General features: G+C 69.9%; 13 protein-coding genes. 1 reads left to right on the top strand and 12 read right to left on the bottom strand.

Translation table 11 applies throughout. The features are described from left to right. The first annotated feature begins 18 nt into the window (after positions 1–18). On the top strand, positions 19–1,158 hold the full coding sequence (locus GZ64_RS0113170; protein WP_157749856.1) for an AI-2E family transporter: 1,140 nt from the start codon (positions 19–21) through the stop codon (positions 1,156–1,158). Here GZ64_RS0113170 and GZ64_RS0113165 read toward each other — a convergent pair. The 12 genes from GZ64_RS0113165 to GZ64_RS0113110 form a co-directional block, all read right to left on the bottom strand. Beyond that, entirely contained in the window at positions 1,151–7,111 is a 5,961-nt protein-coding gene (locus tag GZ64_RS0113165) for a DUF5979 domain-containing protein (protein WP_029267016.1), read from the bottom strand. The two genes, GZ64_RS0113170 and GZ64_RS0113165, sit on opposite strands and share 8 nt — an antisense overlap. A gap of 213 nt (positions 7,112–7,324) precedes the next feature. Continuing rightward, positions 7,325–8,485: a flagellar hook protein FlgE gene (locus GZ64_RS0113160; protein ID WP_029258627.1), complete on the bottom strand. Its 1,161-nt coding sequence runs from the start codon at positions 8,483–8,485 to the stop codon at positions 7,325–7,327. Positions 8,486–8,511: 26 nt separating this feature from the next. Continuing rightward, on the bottom strand, positions 8,512–8,955 hold the full coding sequence (locus GZ64_RS0113155; protein ID WP_021198940.1) for a flagellar hook assembly protein FlgD: 444 nt from the start codon (positions 8,953–8,955) through the stop codon (positions 8,512–8,514). 14 nt (positions 8,956–8,969) lie between these two features. Continuing rightward, complete coding sequence (locus tag GZ64_RS0113150; protein ID WP_029267015.1) at positions 8,970–10,460, bottom strand: flagellar hook-length control protein FliK; 1,491 nt, start codon at positions 10,458–10,460, stop codon at positions 8,970–8,972. After that, positions 10,457–10,885: a hypothetical protein gene (locus GZ64_RS0113145; RefSeq protein WP_029267013.1), complete on the bottom strand. Its 429-nt coding sequence runs from the start codon at positions 10,883–10,885 to the stop codon at positions 10,457–10,459. The genes GZ64_RS0113150 and GZ64_RS0113145 overlap by 4 nt, the downstream gene beginning before the upstream one ends. After that, positions 10,882–12,177: a FliI/YscN family ATPase gene (locus GZ64_RS0113140; RefSeq protein WP_029258624.1), complete on the bottom strand. Its 1,296-nt coding sequence runs from the start codon at positions 12,175–12,177 to the stop codon at positions 10,882–10,884. The genes GZ64_RS0113145 and GZ64_RS0113140 overlap by 4 nt, the downstream gene beginning before the upstream one ends. Then, complete coding sequence (locus GZ64_RS0113135) at positions 12,174–12,779, bottom strand: FliH/SctL family protein (RefSeq protein ID WP_081859756.1); 606 nt, start codon at positions 12,777–12,779, stop codon at positions 12,174–12,176. The genes GZ64_RS0113140 and GZ64_RS0113135 overlap by 4 nt, the downstream gene beginning before the upstream one ends. Beyond that, positions 12,769–13,773 (bottom strand): flagellar motor switch protein FliG, encoded by a 1,005-nt coding sequence (gene fliG, locus GZ64_RS0113130; protein WP_029258622.1) that lies wholly within the window; start codon positions 13,771–13,773, stop codon positions 12,769–12,771. The genes GZ64_RS0113135 and fliG overlap by 11 nt, the downstream gene beginning before the upstream one ends. After that, positions 13,770–15,392, bottom strand: coding sequence for a flagellar basal-body MS-ring/collar protein FliF (gene fliF, locus GZ64_RS0113125; protein ID WP_029267009.1), 1,623 nt, complete (start codon positions 15,390–15,392; stop codon positions 13,770–13,772). Before fliF ends, fliG begins: the two co-directional genes overlap by 4 nt. Next, positions 15,392–15,697: a flagellar hook-basal body complex protein FliE gene (gene fliE / locus GZ64_RS0113120; protein WP_029258621.1), complete on the bottom strand. Its 306-nt coding sequence runs from the start codon at positions 15,695–15,697 to the stop codon at positions 15,392–15,394. Before fliE ends, fliF begins: the two co-directional genes overlap by 1 nt. After that, complete coding sequence (locus tag GZ64_RS0113115) at positions 15,697–16,089, bottom strand: flagellar basal body rod protein FlgC (protein WP_021198933.1); 393 nt, start codon at positions 16,087–16,089, stop codon at positions 15,697–15,699. The genes fliE and GZ64_RS0113115 overlap by 1 nt, the downstream gene beginning before the upstream one ends. Next, positions 16,086–16,427: a flagellar basal body rod protein FlgB gene (locus GZ64_RS0113110; protein ID WP_021198932.1), complete on the bottom strand. Its 342-nt coding sequence runs from the start codon at positions 16,425–16,427 to the stop codon at positions 16,086–16,088. Before GZ64_RS0113110 ends, GZ64_RS0113115 begins: the two co-directional genes overlap by 4 nt. Positions 16,428–16,448: the final 21 nt, after the last annotated feature.

Genomic DNA, 16,448 nt, shown 5'->3' with positions numbered 1-16,448 from the left:
GCGCGTAGCGTGCAGCGTGTGGACGAGAGCATGGATGCGCCCGATCCGGAACGAGAGGGCCGACCGAAGCCGTCGCGGCTGCAGCTGGTGCTGCCCGCGAAGCCGCTGGCGTCGGGATTCGCCGTCGCGGTCGGCGTCCTCCTCGCGATCGCTCTGGCAGCCACCGTCGCCGGCATCTCGACCGTGCTCATCTCGATCTTCCTCGGGATGTTCCTCGCGCTCGGTCTCGATCCGTCGGTTCGAGCCTTCGAACGCCGGGGGATGAGTCGTGCCGCGGGGGTGACGATCGTGGCCGTGATCTTCCTCCTCGTCGTCGCGGTGATCCTGCTGCTGCTGGTGCCGGCGACGATCCGTCAGATCTCGGCGGCGATCGAGGCGGCCCCGGAGACCATCGCGGCGGTGCAGCAGAGCGGGTGGTACCTGTCCCTCGAGGAGAGCCTCGGGATCGATCTCTCGGCCGTCATCGCAGAGGGCATTCGTTCCCTCACGACGCTGTCCTCCTTCCTGGCGATCTCGGGAGGAGTCCTGAAGGCGGGATTCGGTGTGATCGGAGCAGTGTCGAGCTTCGTCATGGTAGTCGTGCTCACCCTGTACTTCGTCTCCTCGCTGCAGAGCATCAAGGCAGCGGCGGCGCAACTGGTTCCGCTGTATCGGCGGGCTCGGTTCACCGAGGTGCTGGAGGAGATCACGCGATCAGTCGGCGGTGTGGTCGCGGGCGGCGTCACCCTGTCGGCGATTAACGCCCTCGTCGTCTTCGTGATCCAACTCGCGGTCGGTTCGTCGGTTCCGGCGGTGATGGCGATCATCGCCTTCTTCGTCACTCTGGTGCCGATGATCGGCTCTCTCGTGTTCCTGATCATCGGCGGCGTAGCGACGCTGTTCGTCAGCCCGACGGCCGCGGTGGTCTTCGTGGTCGCGTACCTCGTGTACATCCAGGTGGAGGCCTACATCGTCACGCCGCGGATCATGGGCAAGGCGGCGGCCGTGCCCGGTGTGCTCGTGATCATCGGTGCGATGGTGGGGGCGACCCTCCTGGGCCTGCTCGGGGCGCTCGTCGCCATCCCGTTGACGGCATCGATGCTGATCGTCATCCGCAAGGTGTGGATCCCGCGGCAGAACAGCCGGACCGAACCTCCCGACGACGAGACGGTCAGGTGAGGGCGACCGCGTGACGTCGACGGCGGACCAGGAGTCCCCCGGCGAGGATGAGCAGGATCCCGATCCCTGCGAACAGGGACACGGCGGGCGCGTCGACTCCGGTGGACGGGAGGCCGCCGCCGTCCGGAGCCGGATCCGGGGGTGGAACCAGGTACACGTTCGTGATCGCCGCGATCTGAGACGTCGGCGGCTCGCCTCCGGTGGCCGGGGCGGTGATCGTGACGATCTGGCCGTCGTTGAGCCTCGACCCCTCTCCGAAGGCACCGACCGCACCGGTCTCGGACACTCGGCACACCGAGCCCAGCGGGATACCGTCGAGGCGCGTGCGAAGGTCGTCCGCGCTCGACACGGTGAGGGTGCCGCCCGCGGGGAGCACGAGGGGAACGCCGGCGACCGTGCACTCGACGAGGAAATCGAAGCTGTCCGGAGCTCGCCCCGTGTCGCCGGCCAGCACCTTCTGCACCCCGAGGTCGCCATCGAGCAGGGTGACCCCGGCCTGCACGGGGGCCACGGAGTACTCGCGCCCTCCTGCATCCGTGCCCACCGCGCCCATCTGATTCCACGCGAAGCCCCCGGCATCGGGGACGGTGATCGGAGCGAGGTCCGGATACTCCGGCGATTCCGGGACGTTCTGCGTCTCATAGTGCAGCGACAGCACCTGGCCAGGGCCGAACGACCCGGCCGCCGTGGCGGTGAAGTCGATCGTGACCCGGATTCCGGTCACCTCCTCCCACGCGCCGGCGTAGGAGCGGACGGGCACCCAGGTCGCGGTGGTGTCGCAGAGCAGATCGCCGAACCATGCCGAGCTCGATCCCGTGCCCACGCAGGGCGAAGCCGAGGTCGTCACGTCCAGGGTCAGGGTCGCTCCGACCGGGAGGATGTTCGCGGCCAGGGACTCGGGGAGGAGCACCGGGTCGAACGTGGTGTTGCGTGCAGCGCCGGTCGCCAGCAGCCGGTCGCCGATCCGCGGCAGGGGATCGACGATCGATACGGTCTCGAATCCGACCGTGCCGCTGTTCACGACGGAGAGCCGCCAGTCGTCCGTGGCGCCGACAGCGGTGTAGGCGGCGCACGGTGTGCGGGTGTAGCCGTCAGGGTCGAGCGGACAGGCCGCGTCGGGGTTGTTCAGGTTGACCTCGCCGTCGACCAGGTCGCCGTCGACTTCGCCCTTGACGTACTTGTACGCCGCGAGGGATCCTCCCGGCGACGGCTGGACATAGTTGGTCGTTCCGCACTGGTCGTCGTCGAGGCCGGATACCGTGCCCTCCCCGTTGCCGGACGCATTCGTGCATGCGGTGAGCGCCTCATCGGTCGTGACGACGAACGTGTTGGTCGTGAACTCGTCGAGGGCGAGTCCCGGGGCCAGCACGAGGTTCACGGTGATCGTGAAGACCTCACCGGGTGACATCCGATTCCCGGCCTCCGGCCAGGTGAAGGTCACGTTCTTGCCGGTGTCGTCGATCAGAGCCGACACGTCCGTCGACAGCGTGCCCCCCGCCGAGGTCTGATAAGTCGGCGGGGAGAAGTCCCAGTCGAGGTACTCGGGGAGCGTGTCGACGACCTGGTCGATCGTGAGGAAACCGGTGCCGGTGTTGGTGAACTGCAGCGTCCACGGGAGGCTGGCGCCGATGGACACGACGTGGCTGGTTCCGGGCTGCGACTTCACGACATCGAGCTCGTGCGTGCCGGGATCGATCGTCAGGTCGGCATCGGCGTCGGCATCGGCATCCGCATACAGTCCATCGAGTCGCTCGCTCACGACCGTCGCCGTGTTCGGGAGCGTCGTCGGCAGCGACAGGTCGGTGCCGTCTCGCTGCGTCGTGAGCGCGACGATGTCGAACGCGAGCTGCGCGGTCCAGTCGTCGGGCGGTGCATTGCGCGAGAAGACCTCTCCGGCGGCATTGCGGAACACCGCCCGAAGGCCGACGATCGCGGCCGGATCCGCCGCCGTGGGGAGCGCCGCAGTCGCCGCGAACGCACCTTCGACCCAAGTCGATCCCACGAGCGCGTCGATCCGCACCTGGTCGGCACCGGCCGGCAGCACCACGCTCAGCGCAGGGTCGGGAGCCAGCTGCACCGCGTTCCAGAAGGCGGCGTCCGCATCCGTGATGGTGACCTGCTGGGTCGCCGCTGTGGAGGAGCCGTCCGTCGCGTCGAGCGTCACGGTGACGGGGTCTTGCAGCTGGGTCTCGAGAATCGATTCCGGATCGATGGTCTTCGCGAGCGTCGCGTCGAGCAGGGCGCTGACGAGCACCACGGTGTCGTTCGCGGTGTCGCTCGGCGTCGACGCGTTGCCGGAGGGAGTCAGGACCGGGTCGTAGGACTGGGCGATCACGTCGTTGGCGACGGTGCCGGGCTCCACGAGCTGATCGGCATCCGAACGCTCGTACTGCCGCACCTTGGTGACGATCCCGACGCTCAGGTCCTCCCCGGCGCGGATGCTGCCGCCCTCGATCGTGGGGTCGATGCCGTGGAACACGACGCTGACCCCGACCACGGTGGCGAGATCGCCGGCGGTGAGCGTTCCCGCGTCGGTCACGGAGAGCGTGCGGGTGCTGAGCGTGCCATCGGTCGCACGGTCCCAGAGCGTGACGGTCGACGCGGCGGGGTCCACCTGTTCGACCGGATAGGCGAAGGTGAGCGATTGCACGGTGAGGCGCTCGTAGGGGTTGGTGTCCGCGTCGTAGACCGCGTCGTCGAACGGATCATCCGCCCAGGCGCCGGGAGCACTCACGCACTGGTCCGCCGCTCCGGCCGCGCAGGGGATCGGATCGGTCACGCGCACGTACGACGCGCGTGCGGTACTGTCGTTTCTGGCATCGATGTCGAACGTCACGTCCGGATAGTTCGCGGGGTCGACGTCGGCGGACTCCGGGATCGTCACGCTCGACGGCGTGACGGTCTTCTCCACCGAGACGAGGGGCGGCTGGTCGATCAGGGTGATGTTGTCCTGCTCCGAGTCGCTGCCGTTGCCCGCTGCCGAGGTCCAGTCACCGCGGAGGCTGTTCCACACGATGCCGGGGTCGGGGTCGTTGAAGGTCTCGTCGGCGCTCACCCAGCGGTCGCCTGTCGCTGTGTCGTCGCGCACGACGTTGCGCAGCTCCCAGGTGAGGAAGGTCGGCCGATATTCTCCGACAGCGGAGGTCGCGAGTCCGGAGCCTGGTTCGGGTCGCGTGGGATCCGTGCTCGCCGTGCGTGCGGCGTCATCGGGCTCGTAGACCAGGCGGACTCCCGTCGTCCCGGCGGTCTGCGCGGGCGGGAGCGTGTAGCCGACGAATCCGTCGGCTCCCATCCAGGTTCCTCCCGGCGCGGCGATGGGGGTCCACACGCCATCGACGAAGAGCCAGACCTCGGTGATGTCGTCCCAGGCGAGCAGGGGATCGTCGGCGAGAGTGACCGGATCGATGCTCAGCAGGTCGAAAGCCTGGAACACGGTGCTCGCTGCGCCCGGGGGATCCATGTCCGGAGCCGTGGCGGGATCGGTGAGGACGAGGGTGTCGATCCCGCGGGACCCGGTCCGCCACTCGTTGCGCGTGGAGACGATCGCGCCGGACTGCGCATCGAGGAAGTCGGCATCGGTGGTCTTGTCGCTCGTCTGGACCCACCGCTTGTTCGCGTCGACGCCCACGCCCTCGCCGGTGGCGGGAGTCTGCACACCGATCGTGTCCTGGTCGGTCACGACATCGCTGTCGATCCCCTCAGGCAGGCCGTCGACCTCGCCGTGGCTCTGCGCGCTCGCCTCGTTCTCGTAGACGGTGGGCTCCTGCGCGGACTGCTCGTCCTCGGGGGCATCCCGCGGGTCGGTGGGGCCGGATCCGTCGCGCAGGTCGGCCCGCGCATCGAAGACGACGTTCGGCACGACGCTGAACCCCTGGGAGAATCCGTCCGGGTTGTCGAAGGTGAACCGTATCCCGGTGACGTCGGAGGGGAGATCGGGTGGTGTGAGCGCGGCCGCGAACTCTGCACGGCTCATCTGGAACGTCTGCGCGGTCTCGCCTGTGCTGACCGTGGCGAGCGTCGCCCACGATCCGTCCGGCCGCTGGTACTCGACCGTCGCGGTGGTGTTCGGCGGGACCTGGGTGGGCGCGATCGCCACGATGTCGAACGCGTTCCAGAAGTCGTCCGCCTGGTCGTCTCGCCAGGAGTCCTCGACGACGATCTGAGTCGGATCCACCTGCGCGACGCCCGTCTCGGTGGTCGCGGTCAGGCTGGCGACCACACTGTTGCCCGGTTCGACGGCGCCGCCCGGCGTGATCTGCTTGTCGAGCGCGACCCCGATCTGCGGGAAGTAGACCGTGATGTCATCGACCGCTGCGTCGTCAGCGGTACCCACGTCGTTGGTCGCGGTCACGTCGATGCTGTTCGTCCGCTGGTGCGTCGGTGCTTCGGTGCTGACGAGCGCGAGCGAGGGCTCGATTCCCACGTCGATCGTCGCGACCGTGCCGGCAGGGATCTGGCCGGTGAAGTCGATCACGAAACCGGTGACGGTGCCTGTGGGCGGGGTCGGCGCGTCCCCGTCCGCGAACGGGACGGGAGGCTGCGCGACCCCGTCGATGTACCAGGTGATCGTGCCGGCGGTGGCTCCGTCCGGGTACGGGATGCCGGAGGGGAAGCCGCCGAAGAGCATCTCGGCGTCGAAGAAGCCGAGATCGGAGATGCTGAGGCTCTGCACAGGGCCGTTCGACGTGTTCGTCGCCGTGAGCTCCGCCATCGCGTCTCCGCCGGCGGGGAGCTCCGCCGGAGTGATCGTCTTGCCCGCGACCACGTCGACGGTCAGCGGACCGATCTCGTAGGGCGCCGTTGCCTCGTCGCTCGCCGTCGCACCGCCGGGTGCGTTCACGGTGGACGTGACGCTGTTCGTGACGGAGGCGCCCGTGGCGAGCGAGCTCTCGTCGTTGCGATCCGTCGCGCGCTGCTCCACGGTGAAGCCCGTGGAGGCTGCGGAATCCGAGGCGATCGTGCCACCGGCATAGGTCAGGCGGATGCCGCCGACATCACCGGGGTCGACGCCGGCCGGCAGCCCGGGAGTGCTGGCCGGTGTGCCGGTCTGCCAACTCCACGTCCCCGTTCCCTCGTCGTAGACATACGCATCGACCTGGACCGTGGTCGCGTCCGGGGGAAGGGTCGTGGAGACGAACCCTTGGAAGTCGACGATGCGGAAAGGATTGTCGGCGCTGAGGGTCGCCGCTCCGTCGACGGCGCCCGTCGGCTCCTGGATCACGAGTGCGTCGCCGCCGATGTTCGACTGGTTCTGCGCGCCGATCGTGATCTGGGAGGTCGCACCGGCGTCGAACTGCTGCGAGGCGGGCGACCAGTTCTTGCTGGCCTCGACGCCGATCACGGTGTCGATCGTGACGACCGCATCCGCCGTGTCCGAGATGGTCGCGGGGACGTCTCCTGGACCGTTGTCCCAGTCCGCCGTCGCCGTGTTCGTCACGGTGTCGCCGTTGTACGCCCAGTCGGCGGGCAGGTCGAGCGGTGCGCGCAGCACCACGCTGAGCTTGAGGGTTCCGCCGGCCTCGAGGCCGACCCCGCCATCCACGGGCTGCTCGAAGACGACCCTGACCGAGCAGTCGTCGGTGACCTCGACGGGTACACCGCCTTCTTCGACGCATCCGGTCGTCGTGACGTTCAGCGGCAGAGTGGAGGGGGTGTACGACGAGCCGACGAACTCGAAGCCGGCGAACTCGGCCGGAAGGGTGTCGGTGAGGACCACGTTGAGGCAGTCCACATCGTCGCAGACCAGATCGACCGTGTAGGTGAACTCATCGCCGGGCTGCAGGGAGTCCTGCGTATCGAGTCCGTCGACGAGCTTGTCGATGCGGAGCGAGGATTCTGCGGCCTGGGCGGCCAGCGGGACGACCAGTCCGGCACCGACGAGCCCGATGATGGCGATGAGGGCCAAGAGGAAGCGGCGCAGCTGGTTCTCGGCGGGTCGATTCGTCCTGGACATTGTGCTCGTTTCGTGGGGAAGCCGCGAGGGCAACGAAGGAGTACAGGCTGCCGATGCCGCATGAGCGGATCAGATGTGGTGCGACGCCGGAGCCCACGTGGTCATGTCCTGAGGATTCTATGTAAGCGCACACCTGCGGTCCAGGGGATGCGTCGTCGCTCTCACCCGCAGCGGGTGAGAGCGACGACGCAGACGTGATGTGCGAGGGCGGGGTCAGCGCTTGAGGTTCGTGAGCTCCTGCAGCACCTCGTCGCTGGTGGTGATGATGCGGGCGTTCGCCTGGAAGCCGCGCTGCGCGACGATCAGGTTGGTGAACTCCTGCGACAGGTCGACGTTCGACATCTCGAGCGCGCCGCTGATGATGCCGCCGAGCCCGTCGGTGCCGGCCTGACCGAGCGTCGGCTCTCCGGAGTTCCCGCTCGGGCGGTACTGGGAGGATCCGGCCTTCTCGAGTCCGCCCGGGTTGACGAATCCTGCCAGTGCGACGCGGGCGAGCACCTCGGTGTCGCCGTTGCTGAACGTGCCGACGAGGCTGCCGTCGTTCATCAGCGCGTACGAGCTCAGCGTGCCGGCCGGCTTGCCGTTCTGCTCCTTGATCGCGACATCGCTGACGTCTGCGAACCCGGTGACCGCCGAGAGGTCGACCGTGACACCGCCGGAGACGATGGAGGAGGCCGCCGGCTGCTTGCCGTCGGTGAACGTGAGGGCGGTGTTGGTGCCTCCGGGCTCGGTGACGTTCCAGCCCGTGGCGGTGCGGGTGAAGGTGAGACGGAGCGACGTGGCCGTGCCCTCGGCGTCGTAGGTCTTGATGTCGCGCACCAGCTGCTCGCCGACGGCGGCACCGGAGGGCAGGTTGCCGGTGACGCGGGCGGTGGTGGTGGCGGTGGCAGGGCTGAGCGCTCCGACCGGAAGGCGGATGTCGCCGATGCCCTGACCGGGCACGATCACTCCGTTCTGGGCCGTCCAACCCTGCACGAGAGCGCCGTCCGCCGAGACCAGCTTGCCGCTCGCGTCGAACGAGAAGCCGCCGTTGCGGGTGTACAGGGTCTCGCCACCCGAGCGCACGACGAAGAACCCGTCGCCGGCGATCATGAGGTTGGTCGGCACGCCGGTGGGCTGCGGAGCCCCGGAGGCGAAGTTCGTGCTGATGCCGGCGACCTGCACGCCGAGACCGACCTGGGCGGGGTTCTGCCCGCCGGCGGCCTGCTGCGGCATCATCGAGTTGCGCACGAGCTGCGAGAGCGAGTCCTGGAACTGCACGGCCGAGGCCTTGAACCCGGTCGTGTTGACGTTGGCGATGTTGTTGCCGGTGACGTCGAGCATGGTCTGGTGCGAACGCAGACCCGAGATTCCGGCGAACAGAGAGCGGAGCATGGTGATGCCTTTCTGGAAGGGACTGGTCAGGACTGCGAACGGGGAGCGAGGGCGACGCCGGAGACGGCGTCAAGCGGGATGGAGGCGTCGCCGATGGTGACGAGGGGCACGGCGCCGGCGTAGGACACCGAGGTGACGATGCCCTTCTGCGTGACACCCTTCTCATCGACGTACTGCGCTTCATGGCCGATCAGAGCGGCTGCGGTCTGGCGCATGCTGAGCGCGAAGCTCTCGGTCGAGGTCGCCGTGAGCGCGGTCAACTGCTCCATCGAGGCCAGCTGCGTGGTCTGCGAGATCATCTCGTTGGTGTTCATGGGCGAACTCGGATCCTGGTTCGTGAGCTGTGTGACCAGCAGCTTCAGGAACACCTCGGAGTCGAGAGTCTTCTTGCGCTCCGTCGGGGGCGTGGTGCTGCCCGTCTGCACGCCGGAGGGCGGGATGGTGCCGGAGATGGGGTCGACCGTGGTCATGGGTTCCTCTCGGATCAGGCGAAGACGTCGATGCCGCCGTGCGGCGCGATGAGGGACGGGGGAGAGGCGGGGTCTGCGGGTGACGACGGATCAGTCGGCAGAGCGCCGTCGGGCGTGGTGGGCAGGGCATTCGCGTCGCGACCCGTGCCGGTTCCCGGCTGGCCGCCGTGGGTCCCGGCGGCGCCGTTCCCGGAACCGCCGTTGCTCCCGGGACCGGCGTTGTTCCCGGAACCGGTGCCGTTGCCCGGGGCGGAATGCTGCGGGTTCGACGACGCCGGGCCGTCGTCCGCGCCCGACAGCAGGAGCGAGGCGTGCGGTGCCGCAGCGGCCAGGTCGCGGCGCAGGTCGATGAGGATCGCACGGAGCGCCTCTCTGCCGAGGTCGTTCGGCGCGTGCAGCTCGATGTGGATGGCACCGCCGGAGATGTGCGCCCGCACGGTCACGGGACCGAGGTTCTCGGGGGACACCGTCAGGGTGAGGCTGTGGTCGCCGTCCGGAGCCTGGGCGAGCGACACCACGGGCGCGGCGATTTGCGGGAGCAGCGCGGGCCGGGCGGTGGGGACCGCGACCGGAGCCGCCACGGAGGTCACGGGCGCAGGGGCAGGCGTGGTGCCCACGGGAGGGAGGGCCGCGTCACCCGGCGTCGCTGTCGGCGTGGCTGTCGGCGAGGGAGACGCCGTAGCGACGGGAGTCGAGGTCGCCGCAGCAGCGGATGTCGCGGCATCCGGGAAGCTGTCGCCGACGGTCGCGGACGTCTCCGACGTTCCTGTCCGGGTTGTCGGGATCGGGGCTCCGGGACCGTCGAGGACGGTCGGGGTCGGATTCCCACCGACGCTGATGCGGGGGACGCTCGGAAGAGCCGGGTTCGCCGACGGCGCTGCGTGGCCGGCCGTGCCGATCGCGGCCGTCACCGCAGGCGCGACGCCTCCCGGAACAGGAGCGACCGTGGGTCCGGGGGTGGAACTCTGCGACGTCGCGAGCGCGGGGGTCTGCGTGTTCGCGGGGGCCGCTGCCGGGGCCGCCGACGAAGAAACCGGAGCGCCGTTCGACACGGTGTGCGTGGCGAGCCCTGCGGCACCGGCCTCGTCCTCGAGTGTCCCCTCGGCGGTCGTCGTCGGATCCGCGCCGTCCGGCGCAGGCCCCGGCACGAGGGGGGCTCGGGCCGCAGAGCCGTCGATGCCGACCACGGCACCATCCGGAGACGCCGGGTGACTCGGCGTGGGCGCAGGGAGGACAGCCGGGGGAGACGGGATCGGCGCGTCCGACGCCGAACCGTCCGCCGATGATCCGCCGGCAGATGATCCGTCGGCAGACGACGCGGCAGACGACGCGGCAGACGACGCGGCGGATGATCCGGCGAGAGCATCGGTCGAGGCGCGCGAGGCATCCAGGATGACGTCGGCGAATGCCGCAGCTCCCGGCGTGACCTGCCGGGAGTGTACGGGTGTACCCGATGCGCGATTCGTCCGCGCGCCGAGCAGATCCACGATGCCGAGAGACGTCATGCCTGGCCCTCCCTGTCCGTCTGGGCGCGCGCGCCGATCTCGTCGAGTTCGGCCTGCTCCGCGTGCAGCTCGGCGGCCCGCACCTGCAGTGCGTGCGCCTGGGCGAGCCTGTCGAGTCCGCGCATCGCTCGCCGCGCGTCCGCGTGCTCGGTTCGTGCCTGATCGACCGTCTGCTCCTGCATCTCCGAAAGCGTCGCGAGGTCGGCGAGCAGGGTCCGGCCGGCCACACGGGCGGCAGCGAGGGCGGCGAGGGAGCGCACGTCGACGGCCTCGCTCCCGACGCCCGACAGGTGCGCGCGCAGCGAGCGGTCGCGGGCCTCGGTGTGCTGGGCGTCGATCACGGCGCGCGAGAGCCGCTGAGCCGCCGCGCGCTCCTGGATCTCGCGTACGCGCAGCAGACCGGCCAGGGAGAAGGACCGCGTCATGAGACTCCTCCGAACGCCGTGACGAGTTCGTCCAGCCGCCGCCATGATTCGCCGATCTCGCTCGTCTCGTCGAGGGACTGGGTGAGGAAGGCGCTGATGGCCTTCTCGTGGGCGACCGCCGCGTCGATGCGGGCGTCCGCCCCGGCCTGGTACGCGCCGATGTCGATGAGATCGTTCGCGCGCCGCCGCGCCGCGAGCACGGCGCGCAGCGTGGCCGCATGCGCCCGGCGTTCGGGAGCGGTGACCTTGCCGGCCACCCGTGACACCGAGCCGAGCACGTCGATCGCGGGATGGTGACCGGAGAGAGCGAGGGCGCGATCGAGCACCACGTGACCGTCGAGGATCGACCGGACGGCGTCGGCGATGGGCTCGTTGTGGTCGTCGCCGTCGACGAGCACGGTGTAGATGCCGGTGATCGAGCCGCGGGTGTCGGTGCCCGCCCGCTCGAGCAGGCCGGCGAGGAGGGAGAACGTCGAAGGCGGATAGCCCCGGGTGGCGGGAGGCTCCCCGGCTGAGAGGCCGATCTCCCGCTGCGCCATCGCCACGCGGGTGAGCGAGTCCATCATCAGGATCGCGTGGGCGCCGTCGTCGCGGAACGCCTCGGCGATCCGCGTGGCGGTGTAGGCCGCACGGATGCGCGCCATGGCAGGCTGGTCCGAGGTCGAGACGACGACGACCGAGCGGGCGAGCCCGTCGGGTCCCAGATCGTCTTCGATGAACTCGCGCACCTCGCGACCGCGCTCGCCGACGAGGGCGATCACGGTGACTTCCGCCTCGGTGCCGCGCGCGATCATCGACAGCAGCGAGGACTTGCCCACACCGGAGCCGGCGAAGAGGCCGACACGCTGCCCGCGTCCGACGCTCACGAGCGTGTCGAGCGCGCGTACGCCGAGGGGAAGAGGCGAGTCGATCCGGTCGCGCCCCATGATCGAGGGCGGAGCATGGTCGAGGCTCACGGGGACGGCACCGGTCAGGGGCCCCTTCCCGTCGATCGGGCGCCCCAGCCCGTCGAGGACCCGTCCGAGCAGCGCGGTACCGGTCGGTACACGCAGCGCCCCTCCGCGTGCGCGCGCCGGAGCGCCGACCGTGAGGCCGGCGACGGGGGCGAGCGGCATGCATCGCAGTCCGCCCTCGCCGATCGCAACGACCTCGGCATCGATGCCGTCGAGGGCCACGACGTCGCCGACCGCTCCCTCGAGTCCGCGCACCTGCACACTCAGCCCGCGCACCTGGGAGACCTCCCCGACACGCTCCGGTCGCACCGCTTCGCGCACCGCGTCCCAGGCGTTCATGCACCGGCCTCGGCGAGGGCGCGGCGGGCGCGCTCGAGCGCACGGGCGACGCGGGCGTCGATGTGCCCGTGGGGCAGGGTCGCGATGGCGTCACCCCGGGCGAGCGTGTCGTCGGCGATGAGCGCGATGCCGGCCGGTTCGGCTGCCGATCCTCGAAGCGTCCGGAGGTCGTCCGGGTGCAGGCGCACCTCGCGGATCTCCGACGGGTCGACACCGCTGACGGCTCGTCGCGCGGCGGCTGCGGCGGAGGCGCCGGCATCGGAGAGCTCCCCGGCGACGATCAGCTCCGCGAGCTCGATCGCGCACCGCAGCACGTGGTCCTGCGCGGCCGTGGTCAGTTCGCGTTCGCGCTCGTTCAGCGACCGAGCGGCGGCGTGGAGCACGGCGACCGCGCGCGCGACCTCTCCGGCTTCGACCGCCTCACGGGCGGCCCATGCCTCCTCCGCCACGCGCTGTGCCGCCTCCGCCTCGGCGCGGCCGGCGCGAAAGCCTTCCGCGTGTCCGTCGGCATAGCCGCGCATTTTCGCCCTGGCATGCTCCTCTCCGCTCCCGCGTCCGTCGAGACGCGGGAACAGCACCGGAGAGAAGGCGTCAGTAGACATACTCGTCCTCGTCCGCGCGCTGCACGGTGATGTCGCCGGCCGCCTCGAGCGCGCGGATCGTGCGCACGATCTCGGCTCTGGCCTCCTCCACCTGGGACACACGCACCGGGCCGAGGGTGCGGGCTTCCTCGTCGAGGTTCTCCCTGTTCCGTTCGGAGACGTTGCGCCGGATGAGGTCGGCGATGGGCTGGTGCGCACCCTTCAGCGCGAGGGCGAGCGAGCGGATGTCCATGCCCCGCAGCACGCGCTGCGTGTCGCGGTCGTCGAGCTTGACGATGTCGGCGAAGGTGAACATGCGCGAGCGGATGTCCTCCGCGAGGGCACTGTCCCTGTCCTCGATGCTCGCCAGGAGGGCCTTCTCGACCGTCGCCCCGGAGCGGGCGATGATCTCGACGAGCGGTTCCACACCGCCGAGCACTTCGGGGGTGTCGCGTGCGGCGAACGTCCCGGTCCGCGCCTTGAGCGCATCCGCCACGATCGCGATGGCCTCCTGCGATGCGGTTCCCATCGTCGCGATCGCATGCGCGACATCGGTGCGGGTGGGGTCGGGAAGGGCGGCCAGCACCGCGGCGGCGCGGTCGGTCGGCAGGTGGGCGAGCACCAGGGCGACGGTCTGCGGGAGCTCGCCGTCCAGAAGGGTCGCCAGCTGCGCGGGGTCGGCGGATCCGAGGAACTCGAAGGACGACGTCATCGAGGAGGAACCGACTCTGCCGAGCACGGCGGCGGCACGTTCGGCGCCGAACGTCGCCTCCAGCAGTCCTGCGGCGATGTCGCGGCCGCCACGGGCGGGCGGCAGGTGGCCCGAGGCGATCCGGTGGAACTGTCCGAGAGCCTGCGCTGTGGTCGCCGCATCGAGGTTCTGCAGGTCGATGATCTCGGCGGCGACGGCCTCCGCCTCGGATTCGGAGAGGTGCTTCATCACCTCGATCGCCTGCGCGCGATCGAGGTTCATCAGCACGACCGCCGCCGTCTGCCTGTCGGTCAGTCCGGTCATACCTGCTGCCTGTCGTCGATGAGGGTCCGCAGCAGGTCGGCCGTGCGCTTCGGGTCCTGCCGGGTGAGGGAGTCGATCTCGGCGCGGCGGCGCTCGAGGCTGACCTGCGCGGGTTCCGGGTCGGGCTCCGGCTCCGGGTCGGGAGTCGTCTCGAGGAAGGCGAGCGGAGTGGTCGGCGCCTGGTCGATCGCCGCGGTGGCACCGGCATCGAGGACGGTGAGCGCGGGCGGGCGCTCGCCGAAGAGCTGGTCGAACTCGGTGTCGGCGCTGCTGCGTCGGCGTGCACGGATGATGAGGGCGGCGAGGCCGGCGAGCAGGGGGATGGCGATGGCGGCGGCGATGATGATCGTGTTCAGCAGCGCGGCCTGACGTGCGGCCCCCTCGGCGTCCTTCGCGGCCTGGAGCGCGGCCTGCGCCGCTTCGGAGCTGGTCTGGTTGAACGAGACGAGCTCGACCGCGATCGAGTCTCCGCGTTCGGTGTCGATACCGGCGGCGCTCTCGACGAGGTCGCTCAGCTGAGCGGTGCTCAGGTCACCGCCCGCCCCCGCGTCGACCGCGACCGAAACCGACTGGCGCAGCAGCGATCCGGCGGGAGTGGACGTGCTCTGCGTGCTCTTGTTGACGGCGTTGGTCTTCGAGGTCTCGGTGGACTCGGAGGTTCCGTCGCCGTCGGCCGACGGGACGGCGATGTTGTCGGGGCCGAGCACGCCGGCGTTCGAGCTCGAGCCGTTCTGCCGGTCGGTCCTGGTCTGCTCCGTGAGCGGGGGAGCGCCTTCGGCCGGGGTGTAGGTCTCTTCGACGCGCTCGTTGACCGAGTGATCGATCTCGGCGACGACGGTCACCTTGGCGTTGCCGGGCCCGACGACGGTGTCGAGCATCTGCTGCACGTTCGCGGTGACCCGCGCCTCGTAGTCGCTGGCCTGCTGGTCGATGCCGCCGGTGGTTCCGACGCCCGCGGCGGAGAGGGTCTGCCCGCTCTGGTCCACGACGGCGACGTTCTCGGGCTTCATGCCGCTGACCGCGGCAGAGGTCAGGTGCACGATCGCCTCGACCTGCTTCGGCGACAGCGTCGAGCTGCCGGAGGTCTCCACGAAGACGGAGGCGGTGGGATCGACGATCTCCGAGACGAAGACGCTCTCCTCGGGGATCGCGAGCTGCACCGATGCGGCGGTCACACCCTTGATCGAGGAGATCGTCGCGGCGAGCTCGCCCTCGATGGCCCGCTTGAAGGTCACCGACTGCTGGAACTCGCTCGTCGTGACGCCCATCTTGTCCAGCAGCGAGTATCCGCTGGAGCTGGTGCCGGGGAGCCCTGCCGACGCGGCGGCGAGCCGCTGGTCGTAGACGTCCTTCTCGGGGACGAGGACGGTCGCTCCTCCGTCGGCGAGCTCGTACGGCACCGATGACGACCGCAGCTGTTCGACCACGGCGTTCGCGTCGGAGGCGCTCATGCCGGAGAACAGCGGCGTGTACGTCGGGCGGCTGAGCCAGCTGGAGAGCGCGACGATACCGAGGGCGAGCACGGCGACGCCGATGATCGCGATCGTGCGCTGGGCGAGCGAGAAGCCCGCGATCACGCGTCCGATGCGCTGGAACACGTTCGTGACGGCCTGGGGCATCAGGCTTGCATCCGCATGATCTCGTTGAACGCGTCGACACCCTTGTTGCGCACGGCGGCGACGAGTTCGAGGGTCACGGATGCGCGCGAGGACGCGATCATCGCGGAGTGGATGTCGTCGAGGTCGCCGGTGACGGCCGCGACTTTGAGCTTGTCGGACTCGGACTGCAGCGAACGCAGCTCGTCGATGGCCCCGGTCACGCTGCTCGCGAAGGCGGTGTCGTCGGCGGCCTTGGTCGTCGCGGGGGCGGGCGGGGCGAGCGTGAAACCGGAGGAGATGGCTTCGATGCCGGGGAGTGAGGCCATCAGCTGCGTCCGATCTGGAGGGCGGATTCGTAGGAGTTGCGTGCGCGGTCGACGATGGCCGCACTCGCCTGGTAGCCGCGCTGGGCGAGGATGAGCTGGCTCATCTGGTCACCCAGGTCGATGTCGGGGTAGCGCACGTAGCCGTCCGCGTCCGCGAGAGGATGGTCGGGCTGATGGACGAGGCGTCCCTGCGCGCTGCCCTGCGCGGTTCCGGCCACGTACACGCCCGGGGACTGATCGCTCGTCTGGGCGAGGATGTACCTGGCGCGGAAGGCCGCCCCGTTGCTGGGGGCGGCGGTGTTGATGTTGGCGATGTTGTCGCTGATGGCGTCGAGCCACTTGCGGTGCACGGTCAGGCCGGTGCCGGCGATGCCGATGGCGTCGAAGGTCATGAGGTCCTCATCGCGGTGCGCATCGACGTGAACGATCCGTTCACGGCCTGCGTCGCGAACTGATAGCGCAGCATCGTGTCGATGCTGGACAGGGTTTCGGTGTCGAGGTTGACGTTGTTGCCGTTGAGGCGCGTGGGCTCGAGCGAGGTGCCGACCGTCGCGCCGACCCGTCCGTCGCCGGCATCGATCGAGCGGGCGAGCGCCTCTTCGAACTGCACGCGCTTGGCGTGATAGTTCGGGGTGTTGATGTTGGCGATGTTGTCGGAGATCGCGCGCTGGCGCTGCGCGAGGCCGTCGAGCGCACTCGTCAGTGCGTTGATGGTCACAGAATCGAACACGAACCGGCTCCCCGTGTGTGG

Source organism: Microbacterium sp. Cr-K32 (assembly GCF_000708345.1).
GTDB lineage: Bacteria > Actinomycetota > Actinomycetes > Actinomycetales > Microbacteriaceae > Microbacterium > Microbacterium maritypicum_A.
This window is presented reverse-complemented; position numbering and strand designations above follow the sequence as displayed.

Bases quoted from the DNA above. Each gene is read 5' to 3' on its own strand.
- GZ64_RS0113165 (WP_029267016.1), bottom strand. From the start codon at position 7,111: ATGTCCAGGACGAATCGACCCGCCGAGAACCAGCTGCGCCGCTTCCTC.
- GZ64_RS0113160 (WP_029258627.1), bottom strand. From the start codon at position 8,485: ATGCTCCGCTCTCTGTTCGCCGGAATCTCGGGTCTGCGTTCGCACCAG.
- GZ64_RS0113155 (WP_021198940.1), bottom strand. From the start codon at position 8,955: ATGACCACGGTCGACCCCATCTCCGGCACCATCCCGCCCTCCGGCGTG.
- GZ64_RS0113150 (WP_029267015.1), bottom strand. From the start codon at position 10,460: ATGACGTCTCTCGGCATCGTGGATCTGCTCGGCGCGCGGACGAATCGC.
- GZ64_RS0113145 (WP_029267013.1), bottom strand. From the start codon at position 10,885: ATGACGCGGTCCTTCTCCCTGGCCGGTCTGCTGCGCGTACGCGAGATC.
- GZ64_RS0113140 (WP_029258624.1), bottom strand. From the start codon at position 12,177: ATGAACGCCTGGGACGCGGTGCGCGAAGCGGTGCGACCGGAGCGTGTC.
- GZ64_RS0113135 (WP_081859756.1), bottom strand. From the start codon at position 12,779: ATGTCTACTGACGCCTTCTCTCCGGTGCTGTTCCCGCGTCTCGACGGA.
- fliG (WP_029258622.1), bottom strand. From the start codon at position 13,773: ATGACCGGACTGACCGACAGGCAGACGGCGGCGGTCGTGCTGATGAAC.
- fliF (WP_029267009.1), bottom strand. From the start codon at position 15,392: ATGCCCCAGGCCGTCACGAACGTGTTCCAGCGCATCGGACGCGTGATC.
- fliE (WP_029258621.1), bottom strand. From the start codon at position 15,697: ATGGCCTCACTCCCCGGCATCGAAGCCATCTCCTCCGGTTTCACGCTC.
- GZ64_RS0113115 (WP_021198933.1), bottom strand. From the start codon at position 16,089: ATGACCTTCGACGCCATCGGCATCGCCGGCACCGGCCTGACCGTGCAC.